Raw genomic sequence first — 25,645 nt, 5'->3', positions numbered from 1 at the left:
CGCCAGGACCGCACTATTCCCACACGCACTCAGGTCAGTGTTCGCGGAGTAGTTAAATAACCCATTATGCCCTAACGAAGCAACCTGCGCTAGGCCCGGTGCGGTGGGCCTGTGCATAACTGCTTGCCGATGCCCCCTTCCACCCACCTTATCCACAGATTTCGGACCTCTGCCTGTTGTGGGCTTTCGGTACTTGCCGCAGGCCCCGAAGCTAGGAGTCATGAAGATCACAACACCACAACAGCCCATCCGTACACCCGGCGATATCCTTGCCAATATTCCAGGAATCCTTGGATTCTTCCCAGCAGAATCCATTGTCCTCATCTCCATCGAACCAACCTCAGCAGGCCGCACCATGGGGCCAGTTGCACGCATAGACCTGTCCGATGTCCCCGACGCCCTCCCAGAGATCATGAGCGCCTTTCATTGCGGTAATCCGGAAGTCGTTCTCGGCTTTATCATCTCCCAACGCGAGGAAGTAGAGCTCTGGGAGATGATCGAGGCGCTCTACCACTTCGAAGATGACAAGGGCACCGGAATCGATGCCTGCTGGCTTGTGGAAGAAATCGCTACGTCCACCGCCTACGACCTCGTCTTTGGCTTTGGCACCGGCAATGGCAAGGGCCCTATGCACGCTTGGACCGAAGGAACCATTCCCGCTATTTCCACCAGTTCCTCTATGCGCGCCTGCGTAGAAAACGGTACCTTGCCGGAGCTTTCCCGCGATGAGCTGGTCCAGCAATTTGCCCCGCACAACCCGTACTTCGGGCACGAAGAAATCGTGTCCATGCAGCGCTGCGCCGAGGAATTGTCCCGGCAAACGCGTGCCGGCCACGGGTATGGCTCAACGAATCCAACCCGGGTGGTCCAGCACCTCATCGCGGATGCGCAGTACGTATTAAGCGAGGTAGAAACCTTGGAAGAGACCCTGGATAACGAAGAATTACTCTGCGTGGGGGCAATGTGGATGTCAACGACGTGGATGCGCGACTTGGTCATCCGAGACCTCGTCGAATCCCCGCACGCGGCCGGTACCTTGCTCCTAGCCACGGCGCGCACCTTTGGCGGCACCATCCGCTATAACGCCTTGGCGCTGTTTGCAGCGACCCAGGTGGCGCAGAAATTCGGGCTTTACGCCGGTCCGGCGCTGACCGTCGCCATCGATGAGGCACCGGGCCACAATTTAAGCCAGCTCATCGCTCAGGCCTATCGCAGCGGAATGGGGGAACGCCTCATTACCAGCCTAAGCCGTGGTTGCGACGCGGCGCGGGAAGCAGCGGGGATTGATGCCGATGGCTTTGTGTAGCCCCGCGCTTTAGCGCCGCGCCGAATGCGCCCGGTCGCCCAGCTGGCGCGTGAAATTCCACGCGTCGGTCACGATGGTTTCCAAGTCAGTGCGCTGGGGATTCCAGTCCAGCTCCCGCTTGATCTTGTCTGAGGATGCAATCAGCGTGGCTGGGTCTCCGGCACGACGCGGGGCGATCTCCGCCGGAATCTCGTGGCCGGTGACTTTCCGGCACATCTCGATGACTTGCTTGACAGAGTATCCCTCGCCGGAACCCAAGTTATAGATCCGGTGGGTGCCGGGAGCATTGCTGTGGAGGGCAAGCACGTGGGCATCGGCAAGATCGCGGATGTGGATGTAGTCGCGCACCGGCGTGCCATCCGGGGTATCCCAATCCGTGCCAAACATGAAAATCTTATCGCGGTGCCCCAGAGCAACCTGCAGGACAATGGGGATGAGGTGGGTTTCAATCTCGCGGTTTTCGCCGATGGAGCCGTAGGCACCGGCGACGTTGAAATAGCGCAGAGACGTTGCCGCGAGCCCAAAGGCCTGTGCAAAAGAGGTAATCATGTAGTCGATAGCTAATTTGCTAGCGCCATAGGGGTTCGTGGGCTGGGTCGGCATGTCCTCAGTAATAGGGACCTGCTCCGGTTCGCCGTAGGTGGCTGCGGTGGAAGAAAAGACGAGGCTTTTGACATCGTTATTGCGCATGGCGTTGAGCAAGCGCAGCGTGGTCACGACGTTGTGCTGCCAATATTCGTCCGGCTTTTCCACGGATTCACCGACCAGCGAGCGGGCGGCGAAGTGGAGGACCCCCTCAAAGCCGCCTTCGCCCAGTACCTCTGCCGCCTTGTCTGCCACATCGCCTTCTACCACGCGGGCTGCGGGCGGCACGGCATCCCTATTACCCGTGGAAAAGTTATCGATGATGGTGACATCGTGGCCCTGCTCTACGAGGACTGCGGAACACACGCTGCCGACATAGCCGGCACCGCCAGTAACCAAAAGCTTCATGGCCTAGACCTCCACGCGCACGGCGTGTGCGAGATCATCTGCCAAGGTGATGACCTTACCCGAGGGAGTGGTAAGCGAAATCGTGCCGCCATTATTGACCACGGTGACCTCGGTACCGATGCGGATGCCAGCCTCTGCGAGTTCCCGGAAGGTGGCCTCATCCACCTGCAGGATCTCGTTAATCTGGATAATCTTTGCGGACTTCTTTTCGCCATCGGGGAGATCGATAGCCCGCGTCCCAATCGATGGCTCGGGGACCTGGAAACCCAGTTCCGCTAGCGCCGGAATGGGGTTGCCAAAAGGCGAGCGGCTGGGGTCATCGAGGACCGATACCATGCGCTTTTCCACCTCTTCGCTCATCACGTGCTCCCAGCGGCAGGCCTCATCGTGGACCTTGCTGATATCGAGCCCGAGGACATCAGTAAGCAAACGCTCCGCGAGTCGGTGCTTGCGCATCACTGCCGTGGCCAATTCGCGTCCCTTTTCGGTTAGATCCAAGCTCCTGTCCGAACGAACGTGGAGGAGGCCATCGCGCTCCATGCGAGCAACGGTTTGGGATACGGTAGGTCCGGACTGCTCTAGGCGTTCCGCAATCCGGGCGCGCAGGGGAGTGATGCCTTCTTCTTCCAATTCATAAATGGTCCGAAGGTACATCTCAGTAGTATCAACGAGGTCCCTCACGTGGGCATACCTTTCTTTGAAAACAGTAATGCGTGCCGTGCGCAAAGCAGACAGCGCTTTTTACATTCTGTATCCAGACTAGCTTAAGTTGCCCTAAGTTTGCTGGAGAGATTTTAAGGAGACGAGTTCGTACTCGCCGCTTGCATAGAGAATGCGACCTCGAAAGTACACTGGAAAAATTCTCGGCGGCACAGTCGAGGTCGCGATTAAATAAGGTTCAGGAGGCGAAAAGTTTTACAGCGCGTACTCGCGCAGGCGGTCGGCGCGGTTGCCATCGCGCAACTTTGCCATGACCTCACGCTCGATTTGGCGTACGCGTTCGCGGGAGAGCCCGAACCGGCGACCAATCTGGTCGAGGGTGCGTGGCACGCCGTCATCCAAGCCGTAGCGCAGGCGAATGACGTCCTGCTCGCGCTTTTCTAGCGTATCGATGACACCGCGAATATCGGAGTGGCGCATGGAGGCCACGACGGCGGTCTCAGCATCGGTAGCCTCAGCATCCTCGATGAAGTCACCCAATGGGGCTTCCTCGTCGGTGCCGACGGGCATATCGAGCGAGACGGGATCGCGGGACTGGCGCAGCAGCATCTCGATCTTGTTCTCATCAATGCCGGATTCCTCAGACAGTTCCTCATTGGTCGCCTCGCGGCCCAAGGACTGATACATCTCACGCTTGATGCGGGAAAGCTTATTGACCTGTTCCACCAGGTGGACCGGCAGGCGGATGGTGCGCGATTGGTCGGCCATGCCGCGGGTAATGGCCTGGCGGATCCACCACGTCGCGTAGGTGGAGAACTTAAAGCCCTTGGCGTAATCGAACTTTTCCATGGCGCGGATAAGGCCCAGGTTTCCCTCTTGGATGAGGTCCAAAAGCGGCATTCCGCGGCCGGTGTAGCGCTTGGCCAGGGAGACTACGAGACGAAGGTTCGCCTCCAGCAGGTGGGAGCGGGCCTTCTTGCCTTCGCGAGCCAAGATCTTCAGGTCGCGCTTTTCTGCGCGCGTTAGCTTCTCTGCATTATTGAGCTTGTATTCTGCATACAGGCCTACCTCGATGGTTTGCGCGAGTTCAACCTCATCCTCTGCGCTGAGCAGGTCGGTCTTACCGATTCCGTTGAGGTAGACGCGTACCAAGTCCGCGGAGGGATTGTCATTGGTTTGATTGCGGCGAGACCCGCGGTCTACTTCCTGTTCCTCATCAGTAGTGGCAGTCGAAGTGCCATTGGCGGTGTTGGCAGATGGATTCGTCATCTTTTCAGCCTCCTGAAATTGTCGCCTGTTTCAAAAAGTACAACGGTGTGAGGACGCATTTAGTTCCCGCCCATCCTGAACTGTTTAAAACAGCGACGTGCCGGCCGCTTTGGTCCACCTTTTTGGGGGCGTCGGCAAGCGCAGGCGCCACGTGGATGCAGTAAAACCGCTACATCCACGTGGCGGGGTAGTCTTAGCCGCGGACCTGTACGAGGTAGCGATAGACCGTGGGCTCAGATACGCCGAGCCGGGTGGCCGCCGCGGCGATGCCGCCTTTGAGGAGGAAGAAGCCAGCATCCTCGAGGGAAGCGATGACCTCTAGCCGTTCGTGGCGCTGCATCGACTCGACCGGGGTGGAGTGCGTGGAAATCGCGGAATCCAGCATGGAGTCCAAGAGGTGCTCGACGTTGGAGCGCAGCGATTCGCTGTAGGGCGCCTCCGGCTCTTTCTGCGCGGGCGCTTCTGGGGCGGGAGTGCGCTGCGGTGCGGTGGTGCCGGGGTAGCCGCCGAAGGCCTTTGCCTTATCGATGGCCGGCTCGGTACCGCCTATCAACGCGTTAGCGGCATCGCGGATCTGGATAAGCTCGGATAATTCCACATTGATACAAAGCATGCCGCGCATATGGCCGGTGGTATCGCGCAGGAAATAGCTCGAGGAGCGGCAGACTTTTCCCTCGCTATTGACCGCGCGGTATCCGGTCATCATAGGAACGGCCGCGGCGTCGCCCTGTTTCATGAACCAGAGCGCAAAGTCTGTGACCGGGCCGCCTAGTTCGCGGCCGGAGATGTGTCCATTGGCAATGGCGATGATGGATTTATCGGGTACATCGAGATCATGGAGCACGATTTCGGTGTTGGGGCCCATGGCCTGACCGAGGAAATCGACGAGTGGTATGTACTGCTCGAGGAAGTTTTCTTCGGGGGCATGGCTGCTAGAAAGATTCATCAGCTGAAGCATGTCCTTATAATTCCTGTCAGATTATTGATAAGGTACCACAAAGTAACGACAAAGAAGGCGAGTACCCGGCCGTGCCCAAGTACTCGCCTCCTTTAAAGGCGCTCTTTCCGGAGCCTAGGTTGCCGGCATTAACCACATACCGGAATGGGCGGGTGCACCGCTAGGGCTAGGCCGCCCTGTGAGGTCTCCCGGTATTTGGCGTTGATGTCCTTACCGGTGTTGTACATGGTCCAGATGACCTCATCGAGGCTGACACACGGCTTGCTTTCGCGGTCCAGGGCCATGCGTGCGCTGGTAATGGCGTCTACCGCAGCTACGGCGTTGCGCTCGATGCAGGGGACTTGCACCTGGCCTAGGACTGGGTCACACGTCAGGCCCAATTTGTGTTCCATACCGATTTCGGCAGCCACGCACACCTGTTCCGGTGTCGCCTCCATCAGTTGGGCCAGCCCGGCTGCTGCCATGGAGCAGGCGACGCCAATTTCTCCTTGGCAGCCAACTTCCGCACCGGAAATGGAGGCGTTCATCTTGTAGAGCGCGGCAATGTGGTTGCAGGCGAAGATATAGTCCGCGAACATGCTCGGGGTGACTGGCTCGACGAATTCATCGAAATAGGCCAGCACCGCAGGCACGACGCCGCATGCGCCGTTGGTGGGTGCGGTGACGACGCGGCCACAGGCGGCATTTTCCTCCGAAATGGCTAGGGCAAACATGTTTACCCAGCTCAAAATGTTGAGGCCATCGTGGGGGTCGGATTGCTCCAGCCTGCGCTTCAGGGCGGCGGCGCGGCGCGGTACGAGCAGGGCGCCGGGGAGCGGGCCATCGGTGGTGGAGCCGCGCTTGATGCCGGTGTACATGACATCGCGGACCTTGCGCAGGTGCTCGTCGATGTCCTCATCGCTGTGCAGCGCCCTTTCATTGGCCCGACCGAGCTCCGGCAGCGTCATATTATTCGTTTCGCACAGCGCCAGTAGTTCTTCCGCGCTGGAATAAGCGAATGGTACATCGACGGTATCTTGGGTGCGCATGGCGAAGTCTTCTTGCTTGACGATGAACCCGCCGCCTACCGAGTAGTAGGTCTTGTGCAGGATGTCTTCCTTGCCGGCGAAGGCGATAAGGCACATGCCGTTTTCGTGCATGGGGAGGTATTCATCGTGGAAGTAAAAGCCGCCGTCCTTGGGGAAGCTCACCGTGTGGGTGCCGCCGAGAAGGAGCGTTTCGCTTTGGTTGACCTCTTTCATGAAGGCGGAGATGCCGTCGATATCGACCGTTTCTGGTTCTTCGCCGGCCAGGCCCAACAGGATGGCCTTATCGGTGGAGTGGCCCACACCGGTCAAGGAGAGGGAGCCGTAGACGTTGGCCTGGACGCGGGTGACCTTATCCATGAGGCCTTTTTCTTTGAGTTCGTCGACGAAGGCCTTGCCGGCTTTCATTGGCCCAAGCGTGTGTGAGCTTGAGGGGCCGATGCCGATCTTGAACATATCGAAGATGCTGATGAACATGGTTTTCTCCTGGAAAATCCTGAGAGGCAAGTGCTGCTTAGAAAGCCTGCACGATGGAGTAGATGATGGTGGCCAGGGCAACAAGGCCCATGATGAAGACGAAGTAGTTGGAGGCTTTGCCCTTGAAGCGGGCGAGTGCTGGGACCTTGTGGATGGCAATCATCGGGATAAGGAACAGCATGATGGCGATGGTCGGGCCGCAGAGCGTCTCGATCATGCCGAGGATGGAAGGATCCGCCCAGGCAACGAGCCATGCGGTTACCAGCATGAAGACGAGCGTGATGGTGTCGAGCTTGTGGCTGGATTCTGCATCATCTTTATTGGCATTTTTGCTGCCTTTGACCAGGAGGCCTTCAAAGCCTTCTGCAGCGCCGAGGTAGTGGCCCAAGAAGGACTTGGCTACGGCAATCATGGCGATGATGGGGGCAATCCACTGGATGAGGGGGTTGTCAAAGTGGTTGGCCAGGTAAGACAGGATGGTGATGTTTTGTTCCTTAGCCTCGGCCATATCTGCAGGAGAAAGGCTGAGCGCGCAGGAGAAGACGAAGAACATCACGACGACGACCATGAGGATTTCCGCGCGGAGCAAGATCTTGCGGGACTTGTATTCCGCGTACTTGCCGTAGGTTTGGCGGCGGTCGACGGCGAAGGAAGAAATCATGGGCGAATGGTTAAAGGAGAAGACCATGACCGGGACCAAGAGCATCAAGGTAATGCCCATGCTGTGGCCGGAGGCTTCGCGCGCGACGCTGAGGTCGAAGCTGTCAAAGAGTGCGGTATTCCACTTGGGGATGAGGTATAGCGAGAGTAGTACCAGGATGCCGATGAATGGGTAGACCAAGTAGGACATGACGTGGACGACCACGTTTTTACCCATGCGCACGACGAGGATGAGGCCGCCGACGAGAACCAGCGAGGTAAGCCAGCGATCTGGAGGGGTGATACCTAGCTGGTGATCCAGGAAGGAGTTCACCGTGTTGGTGATGGTTACCGAGTACACCAAGAGGATGGGGTAGACGGAGAGGAAGTAGAGGATATTCATCAACACGCCGGCTTTAACGCCGAAGTGTTCTTCCACGACGTCGGTGAGATCGCCGTCTGGCTTTGAGCTGGAGAGGACCAGGCGGGTCATGCCGCGGTGGGCCCAGTAGGTCATCGGCAAGGCGACGACGGTCATGATAAGAAGCGGGATGATGCCGCCGATGCCCGCGTTGATGGGAAGGAAGAGCACGCCGGCACCAATGGCGGTGCCGAATAGGGAGAGCATCCATACGGTGTCTTCCTTGTTCCACGCTGGGGCGCCTTCTTGGCCCGCAAATGGCGTTTCTATGCCGTCAGCGGGTGGCTTTTCTTCTGCGGGTAGTTGTTCCGGAATTTGCGCGTCGTGTTCCGGGTGTTCGACTTGTCCGTGGCGCAAGAGCTTGTGGGACATTTTCTCTCCTCCTCTGCATGGGGTTGACCGAAGCTTGAGGGCTCCTGTCACCCTGGAGTGAGAAAAGATTTTCTCTCACCAGCGTGCGAGGGAAAGGGACTGAAATTATTTTTTCAGCTTGTATCCAGCCCATTCGCTTCGTTACACGTTAAGTATAAGCCCGCGATGATGCCACGTGATAATAATTTATTGTATTCCGGGTAGGTTAATTATCACTCTGAAAAAGCTTGCGCGACACCCAGAGATATGCATTGTTGAACAAAGTTGCCCATTGTGCGATCTAGCTCATAGATAATTCTGGGTGTGAGTGGGTGCTCGCGCAGGTAGACGCCGGATGAAGAGAAAATGCAGGAGAGGAAATTAGGTCTCGACCAAAACCGTAAATGGGCCTTCGTTGACGGAAGACACGCGCATCATAGCCCCGAATTGGCCTGATTCGACCGCGATATTGCGCTCGCGGAGGCGCTCGATGATGTACTCGATGACCGGCTCGGCCTCTTCTCCCGGTGCAGCATCGGCCCACGATGGGCGCCGCCCCTTGGCGGTGCGACCATACAGCGTGAACTGGCTGACCACCAAGACTGGGGCTCCGGCATCTGCAACCGATACTTCACCGTCTAGGATGCGCAGCTCCGCTATCTTGCGGGCCATCTTTTCTGCACGCGGTTTCCAATCGGCTAAATCCTCCCGGGAGACACCGACGAGGGCTAAAAGCCCGCCCGTCTCCGGGCAGTCGATGGCGCCGACGGTCTCGCCCGCAACGGTGACAGCTGCTTCGGATACGCGGGTTAGTACTGCGCGCATGCCTGTACCTTCCTTTCCTGGCTATTCAGTGCTCTTCAGTGCTCTTCAGTGTGGGCAGCCGGGGAAGCATCATCCTCGAGCAGCAGATCGGCGGGGATGAGCAGGCCGTGGCGAACCATATCGATGATGGCGGGAAGCGCGGCCGCGGTCAGTTCTGCCTCATCGAAGCCGTGCGCCACCGCATACAGGCCAACGGTCTCTCCAAGGTTGAGCCCATGGGGAGATAAGCCAGCTACGATTGCTGCCAAGTGTTCATCGACTTCGTGGCTCCACCGGGGCCCATCGGTACGCGTCAAGCGGATAACCGCCCGGCTAAATCCTTGTTTATTATCGGTATCGGCCACGCTGACTTCTTCCTTGGCCACTTGAGGGCGCACCTGGAAGTGCTTTCCCTCCAACTCACCAGGAACCAAGTCGCGCAGCCATGCCACGCGGGCGAAGTATTCCTCCACCTCGGGTCCCAATGGGTCACTAAAGTGCTGCGGCATTTCCTCGGCCAAGATATCGGAGGGCGCGTCTTCGGCAATTTTTTGAATGGCGACGAACCCAAACCCGATACCTGTGACATCGTGGTGGTGGAAATGATCCAGCCAGGGCTTTGAGCGCGCCTTGCCCTCATCGCTGCGCACATCCAGCGATTCGTCCTTGAGCCAGGTGGATACGTAGAGGGAAGGATCGGCGACATCCCGCTGAATGATCCAGGCAGCCACGCCCTTATCCGGCAGCCACGAGGCCACGCGCTGCTGCCAAGTCTGCCCACCGGTATGCACCCAGGCGGCGAGCAAATGCGCGGTTCCGCCCGGGGTGAGGTGATCCACTGCCTGGGATACCACCAATTCGCTAGCCCCATCCAAGTTCAGGCCAGAATCGCGGTAGACATGGCCCACCTCAGGGAGGCCAACGACGAATGGTGGGTTGGCAACAATGCGGTCAAAGGTGCGCCCCGCAACGGGCTCGAACCACGAGCCCTCAACTAGCTCTACCTCTGTACTAGTCCCTGAGGCAGCGACGGTGGCGCCGGCCAAATCAAGCGCGCGCCGGTGGACATCTGTCGCGGTAATGCTGTGTGCGCACTTGAGCTGACCAAGCAACTGCACTCCCGAACCTGTGCCCAGATCGAGCACCGTTGATACCGGGCTTACCGGCGTCGATTGCAAAAGCGAGAGGCTTGCCGCCCCGACGCCCAAGACGTGATCCGCGCCGGGGACGTGGTCCACCAGCGAGGCATCGACATCGGAAAAGACGAGGCGGTTGGAGCCGACGATGATATGGGGCCGGATATCGAGGGCAATGTAGATGCTGCCGCGATCATCGGAAAGTGCCACGCCGGCATCCAGGAGCTTGGCGGCAAGGCGGGCCCCGAGGGCATCGGCAAGCAGCGTGGCCGGCAGATGCTCATGCAGCAGGAAGAAGCGGATGAGCGTATCCAGCTGGGAATTACCGGCGGTGCCGCGCGCCACCGCGGCAGGCTCACCGCGGTAGAGGGCCTCCGTAAGCTCCGGACCCAAATGCCCAGCTAAACCATCGGTAGTAAAACTGGCCTGCGAAAAAGCCTCCGCTAGCTCCGGGGCAAGATCGCGCAGCGCGGCGGCATCGAAATGAGGGCCAAAGGACGTCATGCTGGGAGAAGATCCTTTCCAGTCGTGCTGATGATGTGGCTAGTCGGAGGCTGCATCGTCATGGTCAATAACGGAATGCTGAGATTCGATTGCTTTGGAGCCACCGCGGGAAATCTGTTGGTTCTGATACTGCGAATATAGCTGACGATTCATCGCGGGTTTATAGACATTCTTATCCCGCTTGTCCTTCTTCTCACCGCGGCTATTGCCAATGACCACGGCAATCCACGGCAAAGGAAAGGTCACGCCCACGATAATCGCCGCGAGCAACCACCAATGCATGTACAAAAAGACCCCGGCAATGAGCAGGGACGGCACGCGCAGGAATTGGAAAAATCCGTACCACAGCTCCCGGCGCCTGCGATCTTGTGCGGGCGAGAGCTTGGCATCCGTGATGAGAAAACGTTCCTTTTTGCCAAACACTTAAATTACGCACCTCCCTGGAGCGCGGCGCGTAACCCTACAACAGGGGAGAGGAGAGCCGGCATTGGAGTGCGTAGAGTGTGCATGTTCTCCAAGGGTAGACGCATGACTCGCAAAGTTCGATGCTGATGCGGCAAAATGGGGTGCGTGACTACGACTACGAAGACAATTGAACGGCCAGATATTCGTGAAGACACTTCGACGACGGATAATGACACGCCGAAGTTCTTCCACTACGTCAAAAAGGATCAGATTCTCGATTCCGCGGTCAACGGAAAATACGTCGTTGCTCTGTGCGGTGAGACCTTCCCGGTAACCAAACAGGCAAAGCCGGGCTCGCCGGTATGCCCCGATTGCGAACGCGTTTTTAAGGGTCTTCGCCGCAAGTGAGGACGTTTAAGAAGACGAACCTCCGCGCGTGGCAGCAATCAGCCCTCGATAAATTCCTCGCCACCAAGCCACAAGATTTTATGGCCGTGGCGACCCCAGGTGCGGGTAAAACCACCTTTGCTCTGCGCATCGCGACGGAGCTTATGGAAGACCGCACGGTAGAACGCGTCATCGTCGTGGTGCCTACCGAGCACCTGAAGACGCAGTGGTCTGCCGCCGCCGCGCGGGTGGGCTTGGCCTTGGATCCTGCCTTCACGAACTCCTCTGCGGTCAACCCCAGCATGGACGGCATCGTGGTGACCTATGCCCAAGTGGGCATGCACCCCTTCAAGCACCGCGCCGTTGCCTCCGCGCGGCGCACCTTGGTGATCTTGGACGAGATCCACCACGCCGGCGATGCCAAAAGCTGGGGCGATGGCGTCAAGGAAGCCTACGACGACGTCAACCACCGCCTCGCGCTGACCGGTACGCCGTTTCGCTCCGATGAATCGCCCATCCCCTTTGTGCGCTATGAGGACGATGGGGAAGGCCACAAGGTCTCGCGCGCCGACCACACTTACGATTACGGCGATGCGCTTGCCGATGGCGTCGTGCGCCCCGTCGTCTTCCTGTCCTACTCCGGTGAGGCTCGCTGGCGGGACTCCGCCGGGGAGGAGCACTCCGCGCGACTGGGTGACATCATGAACGTGGAACAAACCGCGCGCGCCTGGCGCACCGCGCTCGACCCCAAGGGCGAATGGATCCCCGCCGTGCTGCAGGCGGCGCATACCCGCTTGATGCAGATGCGGCGCAATATGCCGGATGCCGGCGGGCTCGTGCTCGCTTCCGATACCACCACCGCCCGCGCCTACGCGAAAATCCTCAAGCAACTCTCCAATACCCCAGTCTCGGTTATTTTGTCCGATGACCCAGGTTCCTCGGACCGCATTCAAGAATTTGCGGACTCCACCGATGAATGGATGGTTGCCGTACGCATGGTGTCTGAGGGCGTCGACGTGCCCCGCCTCGCGGTCGGAGTCTACGCCACGTCCGCGTCGACCCCCTTGTTCTTCGCCCAGGCAATCGGCCGCTTTGTGCGCTCCCGCATGCCTGGCGAAACCGCCTCGGTCTTCCTTCCCTCCGTTCCCGTGCTGCTCGGCCTTGCAGAGCACATGGAAAAATCCCGCGATCACGTCCTCGGCAAAGAAAAGACGGAGAAAGAAGGCTGGGACGACGAGCTACTCGAGCAGGCAAACCAGAAAAAGACCGAACCGGACATGCTGGAAAAGTCCTACGAGTCTTTAGGCGCCGAAGCCGAATTTTCTGGCCTGCTCTATAACGGCTCGCAGTTTAATACCGGCGATATGACCTCTGATGAGGAAGCCGATTTCCTCGGCATCCCCGGGCTCCTCGATGCCGACCAGGTCAAAGACCTCCTGCGCAAGAAACAATCCGAGGAAATGGACCGCCGCGAGGCCGAGGAAAAGGCGCGCCGGGCCGCCGAGGCAGAAGAGGCCCACCGCCGCAAGATTTACGGCATGGGTCATGCGCCTGCCGCGAAGCAGCAAGAGTCCGATGGCGCAGAGGATACCGGCGTGGTGGATGAGCTCGGCGCGCTGCGCAAGGAGCTCAACACGGTGGTCTCCATTGCCGCGCAGAGCTCCGGCCGGCCGCACGGTGCCATCCACACCGAGGTCCGCAAGGCCTGCGGCGGACCGCCCACCGCGTTGTGTAGCGCGGACCAATTGCGCGAGCGCATCAACTACTTGCGCAAGTGGTAGCAAGCCTCCTTATCGCCGGTTGGCTGTCGGCCGGCTTGCTGGCGCTGCGCTTCTTTCGCGACGCCAGCCCCGCAGGAGGGAAAGGCACATAAAAGGCCGCACCACCGTGGTGCGGCCTTAATGCTGTGCGAGGCGGGCGAGTTATCTAGTCGAGGTAATCGCGCAATACCTGCGAACGAGAGGGGTGACGCAGCTTTGACATCGTCTTGGACTCGATCTGACGGATGCGCTCGCGGGTAACTCCGTAGACCTGGCCGATCTCGTCTAAAGTGCGCGGCATGCCATCGGTAAGCCCGAAGCGCAGGCGCACGACGCCAGCTTCGCGCTCGGACAACGTGGTCAGCACGTCCTGGAGCTGGTCCTGCAGCAAGGTGAAGGACACGGCATCGACGGCGATGACGGCCTCAGAGTCCTCGATGAAGTCACCCAACTGAGAATCGCCCTCATCACCGATGGTCTGGTCCAGCGAGATGGGCTCACGCGCATACTGCTGAATCTCCATCACCTTTTCTTCGGTGATGTCCATTTCCTTCGCGAGCTCCTGTGGGGTGGGCTCGCGGCCCAAGTCCTGGAGCAGCTCGCGCTGGATGCGGCCCAGCTTGTTGATGACCTCCACCATGTGTACCGGGATGCGGATGGTGCGGGCCTGGTCTGCCATGGCGCGGGTAATGGCCTGGCGGATCCACCACGTGGCATAGGTAGAGAACTTGTAGCCCTTGGTGTAGTCGAACTTTTCTACCGCACGGATAAGGCCCAAGTTGCCTTCCTGGATAAGGTCCAAGAACGCCATGCCGCGGCCGGTGTAGCGCTTGGCCAAGGAGACCACAAGGCGAAGGTTGGCCTCCAACAGGTGGTTCTTAGCCTTGCGCCCGTCCCTTGCGATGCTACGCAGGTCGCGCTTTTCCATGGGGGAGAGCTTGGCAGCCTTATCGCCCTCCGCGCGAGCCTTTTCCATCTCATCCATGCGGTGCTGTGCGTACAGGCCAGCCTCAATGCGCTTTGCCAACGAGACCTCCTGCTCAGCATTCAGCAGGGCAACCTTACCGATCTGCTTGAGGTACGCACGCACGGAGTCGGCGGAGGCGGTCAGCTGAGCATCCTTGCGTGCCTGGCGCAGGGCGACGGATTCTTCCTCATCCCAGACAGAGGACGTATCTTCTACTTCGTCCTCGTCTTCTTCTTCGCCCAACTCTTCCTGAATATCGTCTTCATCGAGGTCAGTGGGGGCATCGAATTCGTCCTCTTCGATGTCCTCATGAGTTGGGTCGAAGTCGACGTCATCCGCAGGGGCATCTTGCTCAACGGAATCGAGCTGATCCTCTGCGTCCTCAGCCTCCGACGGCGGTTTCTCCGCGAAGTTTGCAGGGGAGTCTTGCGGTTCCGCCGCAGAGGCTCGCACGGTCTTCTTGACAGCTTTCTTGGCTGATTTCTTCGCCGACTTCTTGGCGGTTTTCTTCGCCGTTTTCTTTGCCGTCTTTTTGGCGGTCTTCTTTGCAGGAGTAGATGCCTCGACAGACTTATCGTCCTCGCCGAGTGCCTGGTCTGAAGAATCAGTGGCTGCCACGTACGCCCTTTCGACTTACTACTTGATGGGAATAGCTCACCGCACCCGCACAGGGTGGCTATAGCATTAAGAAATGCTAGCGGGTGTAGGCCTTATGCAGGTCAGACACGCCCGAGAGCCATGCAATTTTGGATCGACCGCCCAGTATAGGCGATTTTTGCACAATGCCGGTAGATAGGGTTAATGCAACGGCGATTTTATGGCTCTAGGCCTTCTAATACCGCCATCGCTGCACCTACAATACCCGCACGATTTTGCAACTGTGCAGGCATAACGGGGGTATCAATGGTTAAGTGGGGTCCCCATTTGTGGAATTTGCGAGATATGCCACCCCCGATCAGGAATGCTTGCGGGTTAAATAATTTCTCGTATTCTTGCAGCACTCGATTGAGCCGAGGCGCCCACTCCTTGTACTTCAGCCCTTCGCGTTCCTTGGCGGCGGAGGACGCGATCACCTCGGCTTCGTTAGTTCCCACCGTGAGGTGGCCAAGCTCGGTATTGGGGAAGAGCTGCCCGTTGAGGAAGAAAGCCGATCCGATACCGGTTCCCAGCGTCAAAAAGATGACTGGCCCGGTTTTAGCCAACTCGTTTCCATACGCGACTTCCGCAAGTCCTGCGGCATCGGCATCATTTAAGACCACAAAGTCAACGTCTAGATAACGCGAAAACAACTCGGTGGTATCTACTCCGATCCACTCAGGTGAGATATTGGCAGCAGAGTGCACCGTGTGCTTGGACACTACCGAGGGCAACGTGATGCCGACGGGCTTGTCCCACTCTTTTTCGCGCACAATTTGGGCTACTACCGTGGCTACCTCATGTGGCGTAGACGGCTGTGGGGTAGGGATCTTTAGCCGCGGACCCACGAATTCACCGTTTTTGAGGTCGACTTCTGCGCCCTTAATGCCGGAGCCGCCGATATCGATGCCAAATGAGTGGCCAGTATGAGTAGTCATGCTCGCAAGTGTAGAAGAAGGCACAATGGTTGGCATGGATCATGACATAGATTTTCTGCAGTTGCGAGATTTTGCGGAATCTACCGCACTGCGTGCGGCTGAACTTATTCGCGCGCGCCGTGCGGACTTGGTTGCTGGCGACGGTATTGCGGCACATACTCAGACGAAATCGAGCGCCGTCGACCCGGTGACGGAGGTCGACACCGCCACTGAGGAATTCATTACGCGCACGCTTAAGGAAAGCCGCCCTGGCGATGGCTTATTAGGTGAGGAAGGCGCGAGCTTCGACGGGACAACCGGGGTCAGGTGGATCGTGGACCCCATCGACGGCACGGTCAATTTCCTTTACGGCATTCCGGACTACGCAGTCTCCATCGGTGCGGAATACGATGGCCGCCTGGTAGCGGGTGCAGTGGTCAATGTGGCGCGGAGGCAGGTGTATTCCGCAGCGGCAGGCGAGGGTGCCACGGTTACCACTGCGGATGGCACGCGGTCCTTGCTACGGTGCGGTGAACAAGATGACCCCGCCCTTTCCTTGGTTGCGACGGGATTTGGCTATGGCGCACAGCGGCGCAAGCAACAGGCGGAACTGCTGACCAAGTTGCTGCCGCAGGTCCGCGATATCCGCCGCATCGGCGCAGCCGCCCTTGATTTGTGCCGCGTGGCCGAGGGGAGCGTAGATGCCTATTTCGAGCACGGCATTAACGCTTGGGATTTTGCCGCCGGTGCTCTCATCGCCCGCGAGGCAGGAGCTAAAGTCCACCATCCAGGGCTGGACAAGGGGTCCGCCGATGGTGAATTAACCTGGGCTGCGGGGGTGAATTTGGCACCCGCATTTGAGGAACTTTTGGCAGCACATGGTGCTAAGGAAGCGATGCGGGGGTGAAGGATCTAAGAATTTCTTAGCAGCAGGATGACATATCGGTGTTTGTCCTTTACTATGCGCGATCGATAAACAACTATTCCTAAAGCAACTCGACTTATAGGGGCGTGCAGTATGGCCACCGATTATGACGCACCGCGCCGCGGTGCAGAAGACGAACTTGAAACTGACTCTTTAGAGGGACTGAAAGCAGCTGAACCCGAAAGCAATGGCATGGATGACGATGGCGAAATCGTCGAAGCATTCCAGCCGCCATCAGTTGACCTCACCGGCGAGGAACTCAACGTACAGGTCGTTCCCCGCCAAGAAGACGAATTTACCTGCGGATCCTGCTTTTTGGTCCAGTCCAATAAGCGTTACTCGCACGAAGAAGATGGCATGCCCATCTGTAAGGATTGTGCCTAAACAGCCAGTATTGGCCTAGCTAGCCGTTACTGCGCACAACCCAAATAAAGATTCACCCCGCCGCAGTTTGCACAGGCAAACGTGGCGGGGTGTGAAGTTTTCCTTGTTTAGCAGACACCTACTGTGCGCGGGAGCTAACTCCCCGGGGCCTCTACTTTCGGGGGCAGGCCCCCTCAGTTATCCAGCTATATCTAAGGCTGTTCGTCTTTGCCCTTTTCATCCGGTTCGCTTCCTTGCTTTTGCCGTTTCTCCCATAGGTATCGACGAACCAAGAAGATGGGCAGTACTAGAACGAGGTAAAAAGCCATGTACCCCACTACGTGAAGGACGATGCCGTCAGAGCTCACTGCGCTCCAAGAGACTCCTTCCACGTTGGATGAGGACACTCCCCGCCAACCGGTTACTTGGCTGACATAAAATTCAGCGATGACCATTAGCGGCAGTAGCACAAAGGAGAACCACCAAGGAGGTATCCAGGGTTTCCCATCTTTTTGAGTTCTGCCTAAAGCTCCTCCGAAACCCATTGTGATCTCTTCCTAGTCCAACTTTTCACTGACGGTACAAGAACCCGCGTAAGGTGCGACCGAAAGTCTGCTTTAATGCTGTCATGCGGGCTTGCTCGGGGGGATGCAGTAGCACGGAAAACACCAACGGCACTCTCACAGGTGATGCCTTCTAAAAAGCAGCGACCCCTAGAATCTACGAATTTTACGCGTGCTGCTCTGGCAGGAAGGCGCGGAGCAGTTGGTCTGGATCTTTCGAGGCAATGAGCCAATATGGGGTGTCATCTTCCGGATCATTGAGGACCATCATGGCGTGCTCGTCAATCCAGGCATGAGAGACCAAGAATGCGGCCGGATCGAATTGCGGGCCCAGTGCGTTATGGCGCGCAGACTTTGGAACGGTAATCGAACGAGAGACAACCTCATTGGGTAGCTGTGCGTCTTTGACGAGCAGCCACCGCGTGCCATCTTCATCTTGTTCTACTTGCACAACGGTCCCAGACCACGTGATGAGCACCCAGATAGCGATGGCTCCGAGCAGGACCGCGGGAATGATGGTCCACCACACAGAGCGGTTGAGTCCGGCCGTAGCTGAGGTTAAAGCCACAACGATTGCTGCAAAAATCCAGAAGTACCACGGCACCCATTGGCGTTCGCGATACAACACTTTCGGGTCAGCGGGTTGAGGAGCAGAAATATCAGACACGTCTAGGCAGTCTAGTCCACTCCAGGCGCAGAATGAACCGGCTGGGGCAGGTAGGATTGGCTAAGTGACTGATTCGAATTCGCTACCGCAGGAACTAACGCCAGTAGGAGACGTCAAAATTAAGCGCCTCGATAAAGGGCTGCCGATGCCATTTCGGGCCCATCGGGGTGACGCCGGCGCCGATCTTTATGCTGCCGAGGCGCTTACCCTCCAACCTGGCGAACGCGCCCTCGTTGGCACCGGTATAGCCATGGCCTTGCCGCTGGGCACCGTCGGCTTAATCCATCCGAGGTCTGGCCTAGCAGCTAAACACGGGCTGTCCATTGTCAATACGCCGGGTACCGTGGATGCTGACTACCGCGGGGAGATCAAGGTGTGCCTGATCAACCACGATTCCCACACCCCGATCGAGATCGAGCGCGGCATGCGCATCGCTCAACTCGTGGTACAGCGTGTAGAACTAATGGATTTTAGCGAAGTAGAAGACTTGGATGAGACCGACCGCGGTACCGGCGGCTACGGATCAACCGGGGTATAGAAAGGTTTAAACACATGGGTATTTGGCCATTTGGCAAAAAGAAAAACGATGACAACCGGAAGGAAGAGCCGGAGGCCTCACGGCAATCGCAGCCGCAAGAGCCTGCCGCTGATTCCGCAGGATCGGCTTCGGCTGAATCGAATTCCTTTGCATCCGTAAAAGATACGGCTGCCGATGCCGCCGCAGCTTCGGGACAGGTGCCAACGGAGTTTGCCCACGACGCCGTAAATGGCGAAACCGGCCCCTTCGATGGCGATTCCGTCAATATCGAAGACTTTGACTTTTCTGATTCTTCCATCGGCATCCTTGACCTTGGCTCGATGCGCATTCCGCTGCCCAAGGATTCCCAGGTCCAGGTAGAAATGGGCGAACAAGGCCCGAAGATGCTGCACATTGTAACCAAGGCGGGCCGTATTACTCCCGTTGCCTTCGCAGCTCCACGCAAGCCTGGCCAGTGGGCTGAATCCGTGGAAGAAATCAAGGAAGGCATGAGCCGCGATGGGCTATCCGTCACCACGGAGCAAGGCCCTTGGGGGCTGGAAATCGTTGGCAAAAATGACAACGGCCAACTGCGCGTCATTGGCGCCGAGGGCCCGCGGTGGATGCTGCGCTTAACTCTTGCAGCACCTACCGGCCTTGAAGAAGATTTAGCGCAGATCGCGCGCGATGTAGCATCGCGAACCTTTGTCTACCGCGGTGAAGATCCCATTTTGGCGGGCAATGCACTGCCGGTCATCATGCCCAAGCAGCTGGTGGAGCAGGTCAAACAAGCCATGGAAAAGCGTCAGCAGGACCAATCAGGCGCAAATTCCCAGGGGCAGGCGGCCCAAGGTCACCCAGAAAACGGGGTAGGAGGCCCCGATCCCGCAGCTGAGGCGGAAGCCGAACAGCAACTGCGCGATTTGGGCGCGCAGCCACCCAAGGGGGACAATGAATCTCCCGCACATGACAAAGACAAGGGGTCTAACCCCGATACCGATAAGTAAGTAAAGCAGAACGCTACGTGAGTAACTCTTTGCCGGAGCCGCAGGCTCCTCAGCTAAGCGACGACCAGGACCGCGATACTGAGCCAACTTTGTTGGAACAAATGGGAGGCCTTCCCGGCCTCGTCGCGGCCACGTTGCCCATTGTCGTCCTTATTCCAGTTAATAGCCTTTATGGCCTCACCCCAGCGCTGATCTCCGCGCTGGGTGTGGCGGTAGTGATCGCCATATGGCGCATCGTTCGCAAACAGACCATTCAGCCGGCCATCTCTGGCCTTATCGGGGTGGCCATTTGCGCCGCCATCGCCTGGTTTACCGGCGATGCCAAAGGCTACTTCCTATACGGCATTTGGATGTCACTGGCCCTGTTTATCGCCGCGTCGCTATCAATTCTCTTCCGGTGGCCGGCCGTTGGCGTTATCTGGAAGGGCTTGAACGGCGATGATATGGCCTGGCAGAAGGTAAAGCTTGCGCGCAGGGCCTATTCCATTGCCACCGCCGGGTGGGCCGTTATCTTCTTAGCGCGGTTTATCATCCAGCGGGCGATTTATGATGCCGGGGAGACGACCGCCTTGGGCATTACCAGGATCGTCATGGGCTGGCCCTTGACGCTATTGGTGACCGCATTGACCGTGTGGATGGTGCGCCGCGCAGATGCCGCGGTAGAAGCGGCAGAAAATGCCGGGCTTGCCACAAGTTCAGATCGCAGTACACAAGAGTTTGAGGCAGAAAATGAATGAGTCCGCTCTATCTCGCGGAGACACCCTGGAGGTCACCATTGACCGCATGGCCCATGGTGGACTTGGCATCGGCCACGCCTCAGACGGGCGCGTCGTCTTCGTTCCCCGGGCTTTTCCGGGGGACACGGTTCGCGCAACCGCCGGTAAGGTGAAAAAGTCCTTTATCAAGGGCGAACTCGATAGCATCGTGACTGCGGGTGAGCTGCGCGTACCCAGTAGTTGCCCCGCCGCGGAGCTTGGTGCTGGGTGCTGCGATTTTGCAGAGTTGGATCCCGCAGCGGAACTAGACATCAAGATGGACGTTCTCCGCGAACAGCTGCGCCGTAGCGGCATAGAAGGGCTCGAGTCCCTCGCTATTGAACAACACGACCTGCCGCCCGTACGGGGCTGGCGGACGAGGGTCAGGTTGGGCATCGACAAGCAAGGCCGCGCCGGATTGCGGAAGTACCGCTCGAATGAGCTGGTGACTTCTGTCGGTTGTACCCAACTAGCAGATGGCTTGATTGATGGTTTGGTAGGCGACGGCGCGCGGCGTTTTACCCCGGGGGCCGAAATCGTCGCGGTTCTCGATGGCGCGGGTAACCGGCATGTGGTGGAAACGCGCAAGGCACCGCGGGGCAGGCGCGTGGAGACCATTCGCGAGGTCATCGAGGGCTCTGGCACCGTGGTCGAATACGTCAATGGCCGCGAGTTTTCCTTCCCTGCCACGGCCTTTTGGCAAGCGCATGTTGCGGCGCCGGAGATTTATAGCGCTGCGGCGGGGCAGTGGCTGGCCGGCCGGAATTACCAGCAGAAGATTGCCTGGGATTTGTACGGCGGCGTCGGTTTATTCGCGCCCGCGCTATCAGAAGCCACCGGCGGAAAAGTCATTTCCGTGGACTATTCGCCCGCGGCAACGGCGACTACGCAGCCGGGGTTGCGTGATATCGATATTGCAGTCAAATCCGCGAAGGTAGAACAGGTTGCTGCGCAATTGCCCCAACCTGGTGCCGTGGTGCTCGATCCGCCGCGAACCGGGGCGGGCGAGCAGGTTATCCGCGCCGTGGCGGAGGCAAAGCCGCAGGCCGTGGTTCATGTGGGCTGCGATCCCGCAACCTTTGCCCGCGATCTATCCCTGTGGCACAGCGCTGGGTACAAGCCTGAGAAAATGGCGCTAATCAATGCCTTTCCTGGCACCCATCACTTTGAGGTTATCGCTCTTATTACCCCAGATAAGGAAGCAGATAAGCCGGCGCAGAGTTCCGTTTAACGCGAAAATACCTCGCCTGAAGTAATGAGCCGATATAAAAGAAAATACGGACCACGGGTACGGTGGATAGGAAGAACTAAGCACAGAAGGAGTTGAAGGCCGCTCCATGACTATCTTGGATACCATAAACTCGCCGCAAGACCTGAAGGCACTGCCTGCAGATAAGTTGGAGGAACTTGCGGCGGATATTCGCCAGCGCCTCATCGATAAGGTATCGGTGACTGGTGGGCACTTGGGGCCCAATTTGGGCGTGGTGGAATTGACCATTGCGCTGCACCGGGTCTTTGATTCCCCGCGCGAGCCCATCATCTTCGATACCTCCCACCAGTCTTATGTGCACAAAATGCTCACTGGCCGCACGGCCCAATTCGATACCCTGCGCCAAAAGGGTGGCCTGTCCGGTTATACGGACCGCGGTGAGTCCGAGCACGACTGGACGGAATCCTCGCATGCTTCCGCCTCGCTATCGACTGTGGATGGACTCTCTAAGGCCTTCAAGATTCGCGGGGAAGGCCACCGCAACGTCATCGGCATCGTCGGCGATGGCGCGCTTACCGGCGGCATGTGCTGGGAAGCGCTCAATAATATCTCTGAAGATAAAAAGCGCAATGCGGTCATCGTGGTCAATGACAACGGCCGCAGCTATTCGCCCACGATCGGCGGCATTTCTGAAAACCTGGGGCGCATTCGTTCCCAGCATGGCTACGACGAGCTCATGGAGCAGGGCAAGCGCCGCTTAAAATCCATGGGGTGGGTAGGCGAGCGCGCCTTTGATGCGCTCCATGCCATGAAAGAAGGCGTCAAGTCCACGGTCTTGCCCACGGAGATTTTCCCGGAGCTGGGCATTAAATATATTGGCCCCATCTACGGCCATGACATCGATGGTTTGGTGCATGCGCTTTCCTATGCCCGCGATTATGAGGGCCCCATTATCGTGCATGTGGTCACGGAAAAAGGCCACGGGTTTGCGCCTGCGGTCAATGAGCCGAAGGACCAGATGCACTCGACCGGTGCCATCGACCCAGTAACCGGCGTTGCCAAGGGCACCAAGCAGCCGGGGTGGACGGCCGCATTTTCTGAAGAATTGATCGCGGCGGCGGAAACGCGCGATGACATCGTTGCAATCACTGCAGCCATGGCGGGTCCTACGGGGTTGGCTCCCTTCCAGGAGCGTTTCCCAGAGCGGTTCTTTGACGTGGGCATCGCCGAGCAGCATGCGATGGCCTCTGCCTCTGGTTTGGCTTTGGGCGGCATGCACCCCGTGGTGGCTGTGTATTCCACGTTCCTGAATAGGGCTGTGGATCAGGTGATCATGGATATTGCCTTGCTCAAGCTGCCGGTGACCATCGTGCTGGACCGCGCGGGCGTGACGGGATCTGATGGCGCCTCCCACAACGGAATTTGGGATATGTCCTTAATGAGCGTTGTCCCAGGTATGCACATCGCCGCCCCGCGCGATGGTGCGCGCCTGCGCGAGCTCTTTCACGAATCTCTGGACATTGATTCTGGGCCTTCAGTCGTCCGGTTCCCCAAGGGAAACTTGCTGCCCGATATGGAAGCCGTGGATACGCTTGCCGATGGCGTCGATATCCTCTACTACGGCGAGGCTGACGCCGGTGAGGATACCCCCGAGGTCCTCATCGTTTCTATCGGTGCGATGTCCGCACGGAGCATTAAGGCCGCGCAAGAGCTGGAGAAGCAGGGGCTCAACGTCACGGTCATTGACCCGCGATGGGTCGCGCCAGTGGCAAGCTCCGTCATCGCTATGGCGGCAGATCACGATCTGGTGGTGACGGTAGAAGACGGCCTCATTCGCGGCGGCATCGGGTCCATGATTGCTGAGGCTCTCGGAGCCGCAGAGGTGGATACCCCGGTGCGGCGCCTTGGCGTTCCTGGCTACTTCCCCAAGCACGGTTCCCGCGGCGAGGTTTTGGAAGAGTTTGGCCTAAGCCCAGAGCTCATTGCTGCATCGATTACCGAGTGGGTAGACAACCTCACCGATTAGTGCGGCTGGGAAAATAGGCTCGCGATCAATGCCGGGGCAACGAGGTTGACCTGCCATGACCGCGCGCCTTCGCTTTCTAGGAAGGCGGGCACGTCTTCAGGCTGGCTGATGGTGCCGCTCCCACCAATCGCCGCCCACACGGCAGCGCGGAGGGTAGCGGGTCGCAGTAGCAGCTCCGATGGTAGCCCGAGCTCTTCGGCGATGTCCCCAACGGCGGCGCGGATTTGCTGATACTCCTCCCACAGTTCTGGATACTCCCTGGACCACACCGATTTGGAGGGAACGGTTCTTTCCTCACGGAGCGAACCCGGGCGCCCCCGCGGTGGAATTTTCTGGGACTGCTGCACCGCCCGCAACCAGCGCTGCGCGGCACCCTTGCGCCGCCGCGGAAACCCCTTGATGCGGGTGAGCTGCGGTTGCGTGCTGGGCAAAACCCGGGCTATCTCTACCAGCACCTTATTGGGCAGTACCCGCCCAGGCGCGGTATCGGTTCGCCGACTAATATCATCGCGCAGGTTCCACAGTGATTGCGCCGCGGCGCGCTGCTTCCCATTCTTTAAGCTCGATACTCCCTTGATATCGCGCCAGGAGCCCGGCTGTGGGGAGGTGTCATGTGCATGCTTGGCGACGATTGCCGCGCACTCCTCCAGCATCCACTCCAGCTTTTCTTGTTCGGCCAAGATATCGCGCAGCGTCGTAGCTAGTTCCAGCAGGAGCTCGACATCGAGTGCGGCATAAGCGCGCATTTCTTCACTCAACTGCGGGATGGACCAGTCATCGTCGCCGTGGCCCTTTTCTAACTGGACATCGAAAAGCTCCGCGATAATGGCGCCCAAATTGGTGCGGTGAAAGCCAGCAAACCGGGCGGCCAATTCCGTATCGAAAAGGGCGCCGGGGAAAAGCCCGAGCCACCCAAGAGAGGGGAGATCCGAGGGGGCGGCGTGAATGATCCAGTGCTGACCATTGAGCACCGGGGCCAGCACCTGGGTTAACTCCGCGCGGTGGCCTTCTGGAGCAAAAAGCATCGTCCCGGCGCCGTTACGGCGAATCTGGATGAGAAAGGCGCGGTCATCGTACCGGTAACCTGAGGCGCGTTCGGTATCGATGGCAAAGGCCCCGGTGCCCGCCTGCAATCGCGCGGCCGCCTCGGCAAATTCCGCCGGGGTGGATAAGACCTTCGGAATACCCTCCTTCGGACGCTTCCGAAATTCCACCATCTTAGCGGCCGAGCTCAGTAACGCCTTCAGGCGGCAGGCCCGCGACGTTGGCTAAGACTTGTGCAAAGGCCTGCACGTGCGGTGCTAAATCTAGTCCCTCCGCGGTCCACGATGCGCGCATTTCAATCTGATAAGCGCGCGGGGGACCGCCGATCTCTCCGAAGCGGACCGAAGCGGTGGAGGTGACGGTGCCGCCGAGGTTGGTAAGCTCCGCGCCCTCTTTTTCTAAGCCTTCATTGAGCCACTGCCAGGCGACGTCCGGCAGCAACGGATCTCCTGCTACCGAATCATCCATATCGGCCTGGATATACGCCACTAGGCGCATCGCGCCCTCCCAGGCCTCTTCCGCGCCTGGGTCATGGAGGAGGATGAGGCGCCCGAAGGCATCGCCATCTGAATCGGTGGCGATAATATCGGGCTCCTCTTCCGTGCCCACCTCAAGGCCAATGGCGTGGCTAAAGGGGGCTAGCCGCTGCGGTGGGCGAATGGACCCGAGGCTAATCTCAGGGCGAAGAGCGGCCGCGTGCATGGACTCTACCGCCTGAGTAAATGCCGGCGGCGTCGTCGGCTCTTGTGCCTCGTCGTTGCGGCGTAGGGAGGTAAAGGCTGCACCATCTCCGGAGTTGCCTCCGGCATTCTTACCGGCGCTGGGCGTGGTCGATTCGGAATTACTCACCTTGATAAAGCTATAGTTTCACCACCTTGAGCTGGCGGAGGCGCGCCGATAGTGGGAGGCACACAGGGGAGAGGGATGACAATCGGTGTAACTCCAACTTATGA

25 protein-coding genes are annotated in these 25,645 nt (G+C 58.7%); 10 read left to right on the top strand and 15 right to left on the bottom strand.

Annotation, left to right across the window (positions count from 1 at the left end):
* The first annotated feature begins 220 nt into the window (after positions 1–220).
* Positions 221–1,306 (top strand): DUF4192 domain-containing protein, encoded by a 1,086-nt coding sequence (locus EL217_RS06845; RefSeq protein WP_232018221.1) that lies wholly within the window; start codon positions 221–223, stop codon positions 1,304–1,306.
* A 9-nt stretch (positions 1,307–1,315) separates the two neighbouring features.
* Here the strand turns inward: EL217_RS06845 and galE are convergent, their stop codons facing one another.
* From galE to EL217_RS06800, 9 genes are all read right to left on the bottom strand, one after another.
* Positions 1,316–2,299, bottom strand: coding sequence for a UDP-glucose 4-epimerase GalE (gene galE / locus EL217_RS06840; protein ID WP_005278922.1), 984 nt, complete (start codon positions 2,297–2,299; stop codon positions 1,316–1,318).
* Positions 2,300–2,302: 3 nt separating this feature from the next.
* Entirely contained in the window at positions 2,303–2,980 is a 678-nt protein-coding gene (locus tag EL217_RS06835) for a metal-dependent transcriptional regulator (RefSeq protein WP_126319201.1), read from the bottom strand.
* A 234-nt stretch (positions 2,981–3,214) separates the two neighbouring features.
* On the bottom strand, positions 3,215–4,228 hold the full coding sequence (locus EL217_RS06830; protein ID WP_005278926.1) for a sigma-70 family RNA polymerase sigma factor: 1,014 nt from the start codon (positions 4,226–4,228) through the stop codon (positions 3,215–3,217).
* A 193-nt stretch (positions 4,229–4,421) separates the two neighbouring features.
* The gene (locus EL217_RS06825; protein WP_232018220.1) at positions 4,422–5,174 is read right to left on the bottom strand and encodes a helix-turn-helix transcriptional regulator; all 753 of its coding nucleotides are present in this window, start codon (positions 5,172–5,174) and stop codon (positions 4,422–4,424) included.
* Positions 5,175–5,314: 140 nt separating this feature from the next.
* On the bottom strand, positions 5,315–6,688 hold the full coding sequence (locus EL217_RS06820; RefSeq protein WP_126319199.1) for an L-serine ammonia-lyase: 1,374 nt from the start codon (positions 6,686–6,688) through the stop codon (positions 5,315–5,317).
* A 37-nt stretch (positions 6,689–6,725) separates the two neighbouring features.
* Positions 6,726–8,120, bottom strand: coding sequence for an HAAAP family serine/threonine permease (locus tag EL217_RS06815; protein WP_005278931.1), 1,395 nt, complete (start codon positions 8,118–8,120; stop codon positions 6,726–6,728).
* 360 nt (positions 8,121–8,480) lie between these two features.
* Positions 8,481–8,924, bottom strand: a complete 444-nt coding sequence (dtd, locus tag EL217_RS06810; protein WP_126319197.1) for a D-aminoacyl-tRNA deacylase — start codon at positions 8,922–8,924, stop codon at positions 8,481–8,483.
* Positions 8,925–8,959: 35 nt separating this feature from the next.
* Entirely contained in the window at positions 8,960–10,543 is a 1,584-nt protein-coding gene (locus EL217_RS06805; protein ID WP_126319195.1) for a DUF7059 domain-containing protein, read from the bottom strand.
* A gap of 39 nt (positions 10,544–10,582) precedes the next feature.
* The gene (locus EL217_RS06800; RefSeq protein ID WP_023017374.1) at positions 10,583–10,966 is read right to left on the bottom strand and encodes a DUF3099 domain-containing protein; all 384 of its coding nucleotides are present in this window, start codon (positions 10,964–10,966) and stop codon (positions 10,583–10,585) included.
* A gap of 138 nt (positions 10,967–11,104) precedes the next feature.
* Between EL217_RS06800 and EL217_RS06795 the strand changes: the two genes are divergently transcribed.
* Together EL217_RS06795 and EL217_RS06790 are read left to right on the top strand one after the other, a co-directional pair.
* Entirely contained in the window at positions 11,105–11,356 is a 252-nt protein-coding gene (locus EL217_RS06795) for a DUF3039 domain-containing protein (RefSeq protein WP_005278940.1), read from the top strand.
* Complete coding sequence (locus tag EL217_RS06790; RefSeq protein ID WP_126319193.1) at positions 11,353–13,116, top strand: DEAD/DEAH box helicase; 1,764 nt, start codon at positions 11,353–11,355, stop codon at positions 13,114–13,116. Before EL217_RS06795 ends, EL217_RS06790 begins: the two co-directional genes overlap by 4 nt.
* Positions 13,117–13,261: 145 nt before the next feature.
* On the opposite strand, the gene EL217_RS06785 is transcribed toward EL217_RS06790, so the two are convergent.
* Together EL217_RS06785 and ppgK are read right to left on the bottom strand one after the other, a co-directional pair.
* The gene (locus EL217_RS06785; RefSeq protein ID WP_126319191.1) at positions 13,262–14,680 is read right to left on the bottom strand and encodes an RNA polymerase sigma factor; all 1,419 of its coding nucleotides are present in this window, start codon (positions 14,678–14,680) and stop codon (positions 13,262–13,264) included.
* 197 nt (positions 14,681–14,877) lie between these two features.
* Positions 14,878–15,636 (bottom strand): polyphosphate--glucose phosphotransferase, encoded by a 759-nt coding sequence (ppgK, locus tag EL217_RS06780; RefSeq protein ID WP_126319190.1) that lies wholly within the window; start codon positions 15,634–15,636, stop codon positions 14,878–14,880.
* Between ppgK and EL217_RS06775 the strand changes: the two genes are divergently transcribed.
* Together EL217_RS06775 and EL217_RS06770 are read left to right on the top strand one after the other, a co-directional pair.
* Positions 15,635–16,522: an inositol monophosphatase family protein gene (locus EL217_RS06775; RefSeq protein ID WP_126319188.1), complete on the top strand. Its 888-nt coding sequence runs from the start codon at positions 15,635–15,637 to the stop codon at positions 16,520–16,522. The genes ppgK and EL217_RS06775 overlap by 2 nt on opposite strands.
* A 111-nt stretch (positions 16,523–16,633) precedes the next feature.
* Entirely contained in the window at positions 16,634–16,924 is a 291-nt protein-coding gene (locus EL217_RS06770; protein WP_005278945.1) for a DUF4193 domain-containing protein, read from the top strand.
* Between the two features lie 191 nt (positions 16,925–17,115).
* On the opposite strand, the gene EL217_RS06765 is transcribed toward EL217_RS06770, so the two are convergent.
* Together EL217_RS06765 and EL217_RS06760 are read right to left on the bottom strand one after the other, a co-directional pair.
* Complete coding sequence (locus EL217_RS06765; RefSeq protein WP_126319186.1) at positions 17,116–17,358, bottom strand: cell division protein FtsW; 243 nt, start codon at positions 17,356–17,358, stop codon at positions 17,116–17,118.
* Positions 17,359–17,632: 274 nt separating this feature from the next.
* The gene (locus EL217_RS06760; RefSeq protein ID WP_005278947.1) at positions 17,633–18,094 is read right to left on the bottom strand and encodes a DUF3093 domain-containing protein; all 462 of its coding nucleotides are present in this window, start codon (positions 18,092–18,094) and stop codon (positions 17,633–17,635) included.
* Positions 18,095–18,278: 184 nt separating this feature from the next.
* Here EL217_RS06760 and dut point away from each other — a divergent pair, with 184 nt between their 5' ends.
* The 5 genes from dut (at position 18,279) to dxs (ending at position 23,648) form a co-directional block, all read left to right on the top strand.
* Complete coding sequence (gene dut / locus EL217_RS06755) at positions 18,279–18,671, top strand: dUTP diphosphatase (protein WP_005278948.1); 393 nt, start codon at positions 18,279–18,281, stop codon at positions 18,669–18,671.
* 14 nt (positions 18,672–18,685) lie between these two features.
* Positions 18,686–19,657 (top strand): DUF3710 domain-containing protein, encoded by a 972-nt coding sequence (locus tag EL217_RS06750; RefSeq protein ID WP_005278949.1) that lies wholly within the window; start codon positions 18,686–18,688, stop codon positions 19,655–19,657.
* A gap of 29 nt (positions 19,658–19,686) precedes the next feature.
* Positions 19,687–20,394, top strand: coding sequence for a DUF3159 domain-containing protein (locus tag EL217_RS06745; RefSeq protein ID WP_126320044.1), 708 nt, complete (start codon positions 19,687–19,689; stop codon positions 20,392–20,394).
* The gene (locus EL217_RS06740) at positions 20,387–21,643 is read left to right on the top strand and encodes a class I SAM-dependent RNA methyltransferase (protein WP_126319184.1); all 1,257 of its coding nucleotides are present in this window, start codon (positions 20,387–20,389) and stop codon (positions 21,641–21,643) included. Before EL217_RS06745 ends, EL217_RS06740 begins: the two co-directional genes overlap by 8 nt.
* A gap of 106 nt (positions 21,644–21,749) precedes the next feature.
* A complete protein-coding gene (dxs, locus tag EL217_RS06735) occupies positions 21,750–23,648 on the top strand; it encodes a 1-deoxy-D-xylulose-5-phosphate synthase (protein ID WP_126319182.1) in 1,899 nt (632 codons plus the stop codon).
* On the opposite strand, the gene EL217_RS06730 is transcribed toward dxs, so the two are convergent.
* Entirely contained in the window at positions 23,645–24,865 is a 1,221-nt protein-coding gene (locus EL217_RS06730) for an HRDC domain-containing protein (RefSeq protein ID WP_126319181.1), read from the bottom strand. The two genes, dxs and EL217_RS06730, sit on opposite strands and share 4 nt — an antisense overlap.
* Before the next feature lies 1 nt (position 24,866).
* Entirely contained in the window at positions 24,867–25,541 is a 675-nt protein-coding gene (locus EL217_RS06725) for a DUF3000 domain-containing protein (protein ID WP_023022634.1), read from the bottom strand.
* Between the last annotated feature and the right edge of the window lie 104 nt (positions 25,542–25,645).

The organism is Corynebacterium segmentosum (assembly GCF_900637825.1).
GTDB lineage: Bacteria > Actinomycetota > Actinomycetes > Mycobacteriales > Mycobacteriaceae > Corynebacterium > Corynebacterium accolens.
This window is presented reverse-complemented; position numbering and strand designations above follow the sequence as displayed.

Excerpts from the sequence above, each read along its gene's own strand:
- EL217_RS06775 (WP_126319188.1), top strand. The coding sequence starts at position 15,635 with ATGCTCGCAAGTGTAGAAGAAGGCACAATGGTTGGCATGGATCATGAC.
- EL217_RS06830 (WP_005278926.1), bottom strand. The coding sequence starts at position 4,228 with ATGACGAATCCATCTGCCAACACCGCCAATGGCACTTCGACTGCCACT.
- EL217_RS06765 (WP_126319186.1), bottom strand. The coding sequence starts at position 17,358 with ATGGTCATCGCTGAATTTTATGTCAGCCAAGTAACCGGTTGGCGGGGA.
- EL217_RS06795 (WP_005278940.1), top strand. The coding sequence starts at position 11,105 with ATGGGGTGCGTGACTACGACTACGAAGACAATTGAACGGCCAGATATT.
- EL217_RS06815 (WP_005278931.1), bottom strand. The coding sequence starts at position 8,120 with ATGTCCCACAAGCTCTTGCGCCACGGACAAGTCGAACACCCGGAACAC.
- EL217_RS06820 (WP_126319199.1), bottom strand. The coding sequence starts at position 6,688 with ATGTTCATCAGCATCTTCGATATGTTCAAGATCGGCATCGGCCCCTCA.
- EL217_RS06805 (WP_126319195.1), bottom strand. The coding sequence starts at position 10,543 with ATGACGTCCTTTGGCCCTCATTTCGATGCCGCCGCGCTGCGCGATCTT.
- EL217_RS06740 (WP_126319184.1), top strand. The coding sequence starts at position 20,387 with ATGAATGAGTCCGCTCTATCTCGCGGAGACACCCTGGAGGTCACCATT.
- galE (WP_005278922.1), bottom strand. The coding sequence starts at position 2,299 with ATGAAGCTTTTGGTTACTGGCGGTGCCGGCTATGTCGGCAGCGTGTGT.
- EL217_RS06845 (WP_232018221.1), top strand. The coding sequence starts at position 221 with ATGAAGATCACAACACCACAACAGCCCATCCGTACACCCGGCGATATC.
- EL217_RS06750 (WP_005278949.1), top strand. The coding sequence starts at position 18,686 with ATGGGTATTTGGCCATTTGGCAAAAAGAAAAACGATGACAACCGGAAG.
- EL217_RS06825 (WP_232018220.1), bottom strand. The coding sequence starts at position 5,174 with ATGAATCTTTCTAGCAGCCATGCCCCCGAAGAAAACTTCCTCGAGCAG.
- EL217_RS06730 (WP_126319181.1), bottom strand. The coding sequence starts at position 24,865 with ATGGTGGAATTTCGGAAGCGTCCGAAGGAGGGTATTCCGAAGGTCTTA.
- dtd (WP_126319197.1), bottom strand. The coding sequence starts at position 8,924 with ATGCGCGCAGTACTAACCCGCGTATCCGAAGCAGCTGTCACCGTTGCG.
- EL217_RS06770 (WP_005278945.1), top strand. The coding sequence starts at position 16,634 with ATGGCCACCGATTATGACGCACCGCGCCGCGGTGCAGAAGACGAACTT.
- ppgK (WP_126319190.1), bottom strand. The coding sequence starts at position 15,636 with ATGACTACTCATACTGGCCACTCATTTGGCATCGATATCGGCGGCTCC.
- dut (WP_005278948.1), top strand. The coding sequence starts at position 18,279 with ATGCCATTTCGGGCCCATCGGGGTGACGCCGGCGCCGATCTTTATGCT.
- dxs (WP_126319182.1), top strand. The coding sequence starts at position 21,750 with ATGACTATCTTGGATACCATAAACTCGCCGCAAGACCTGAAGGCACTG.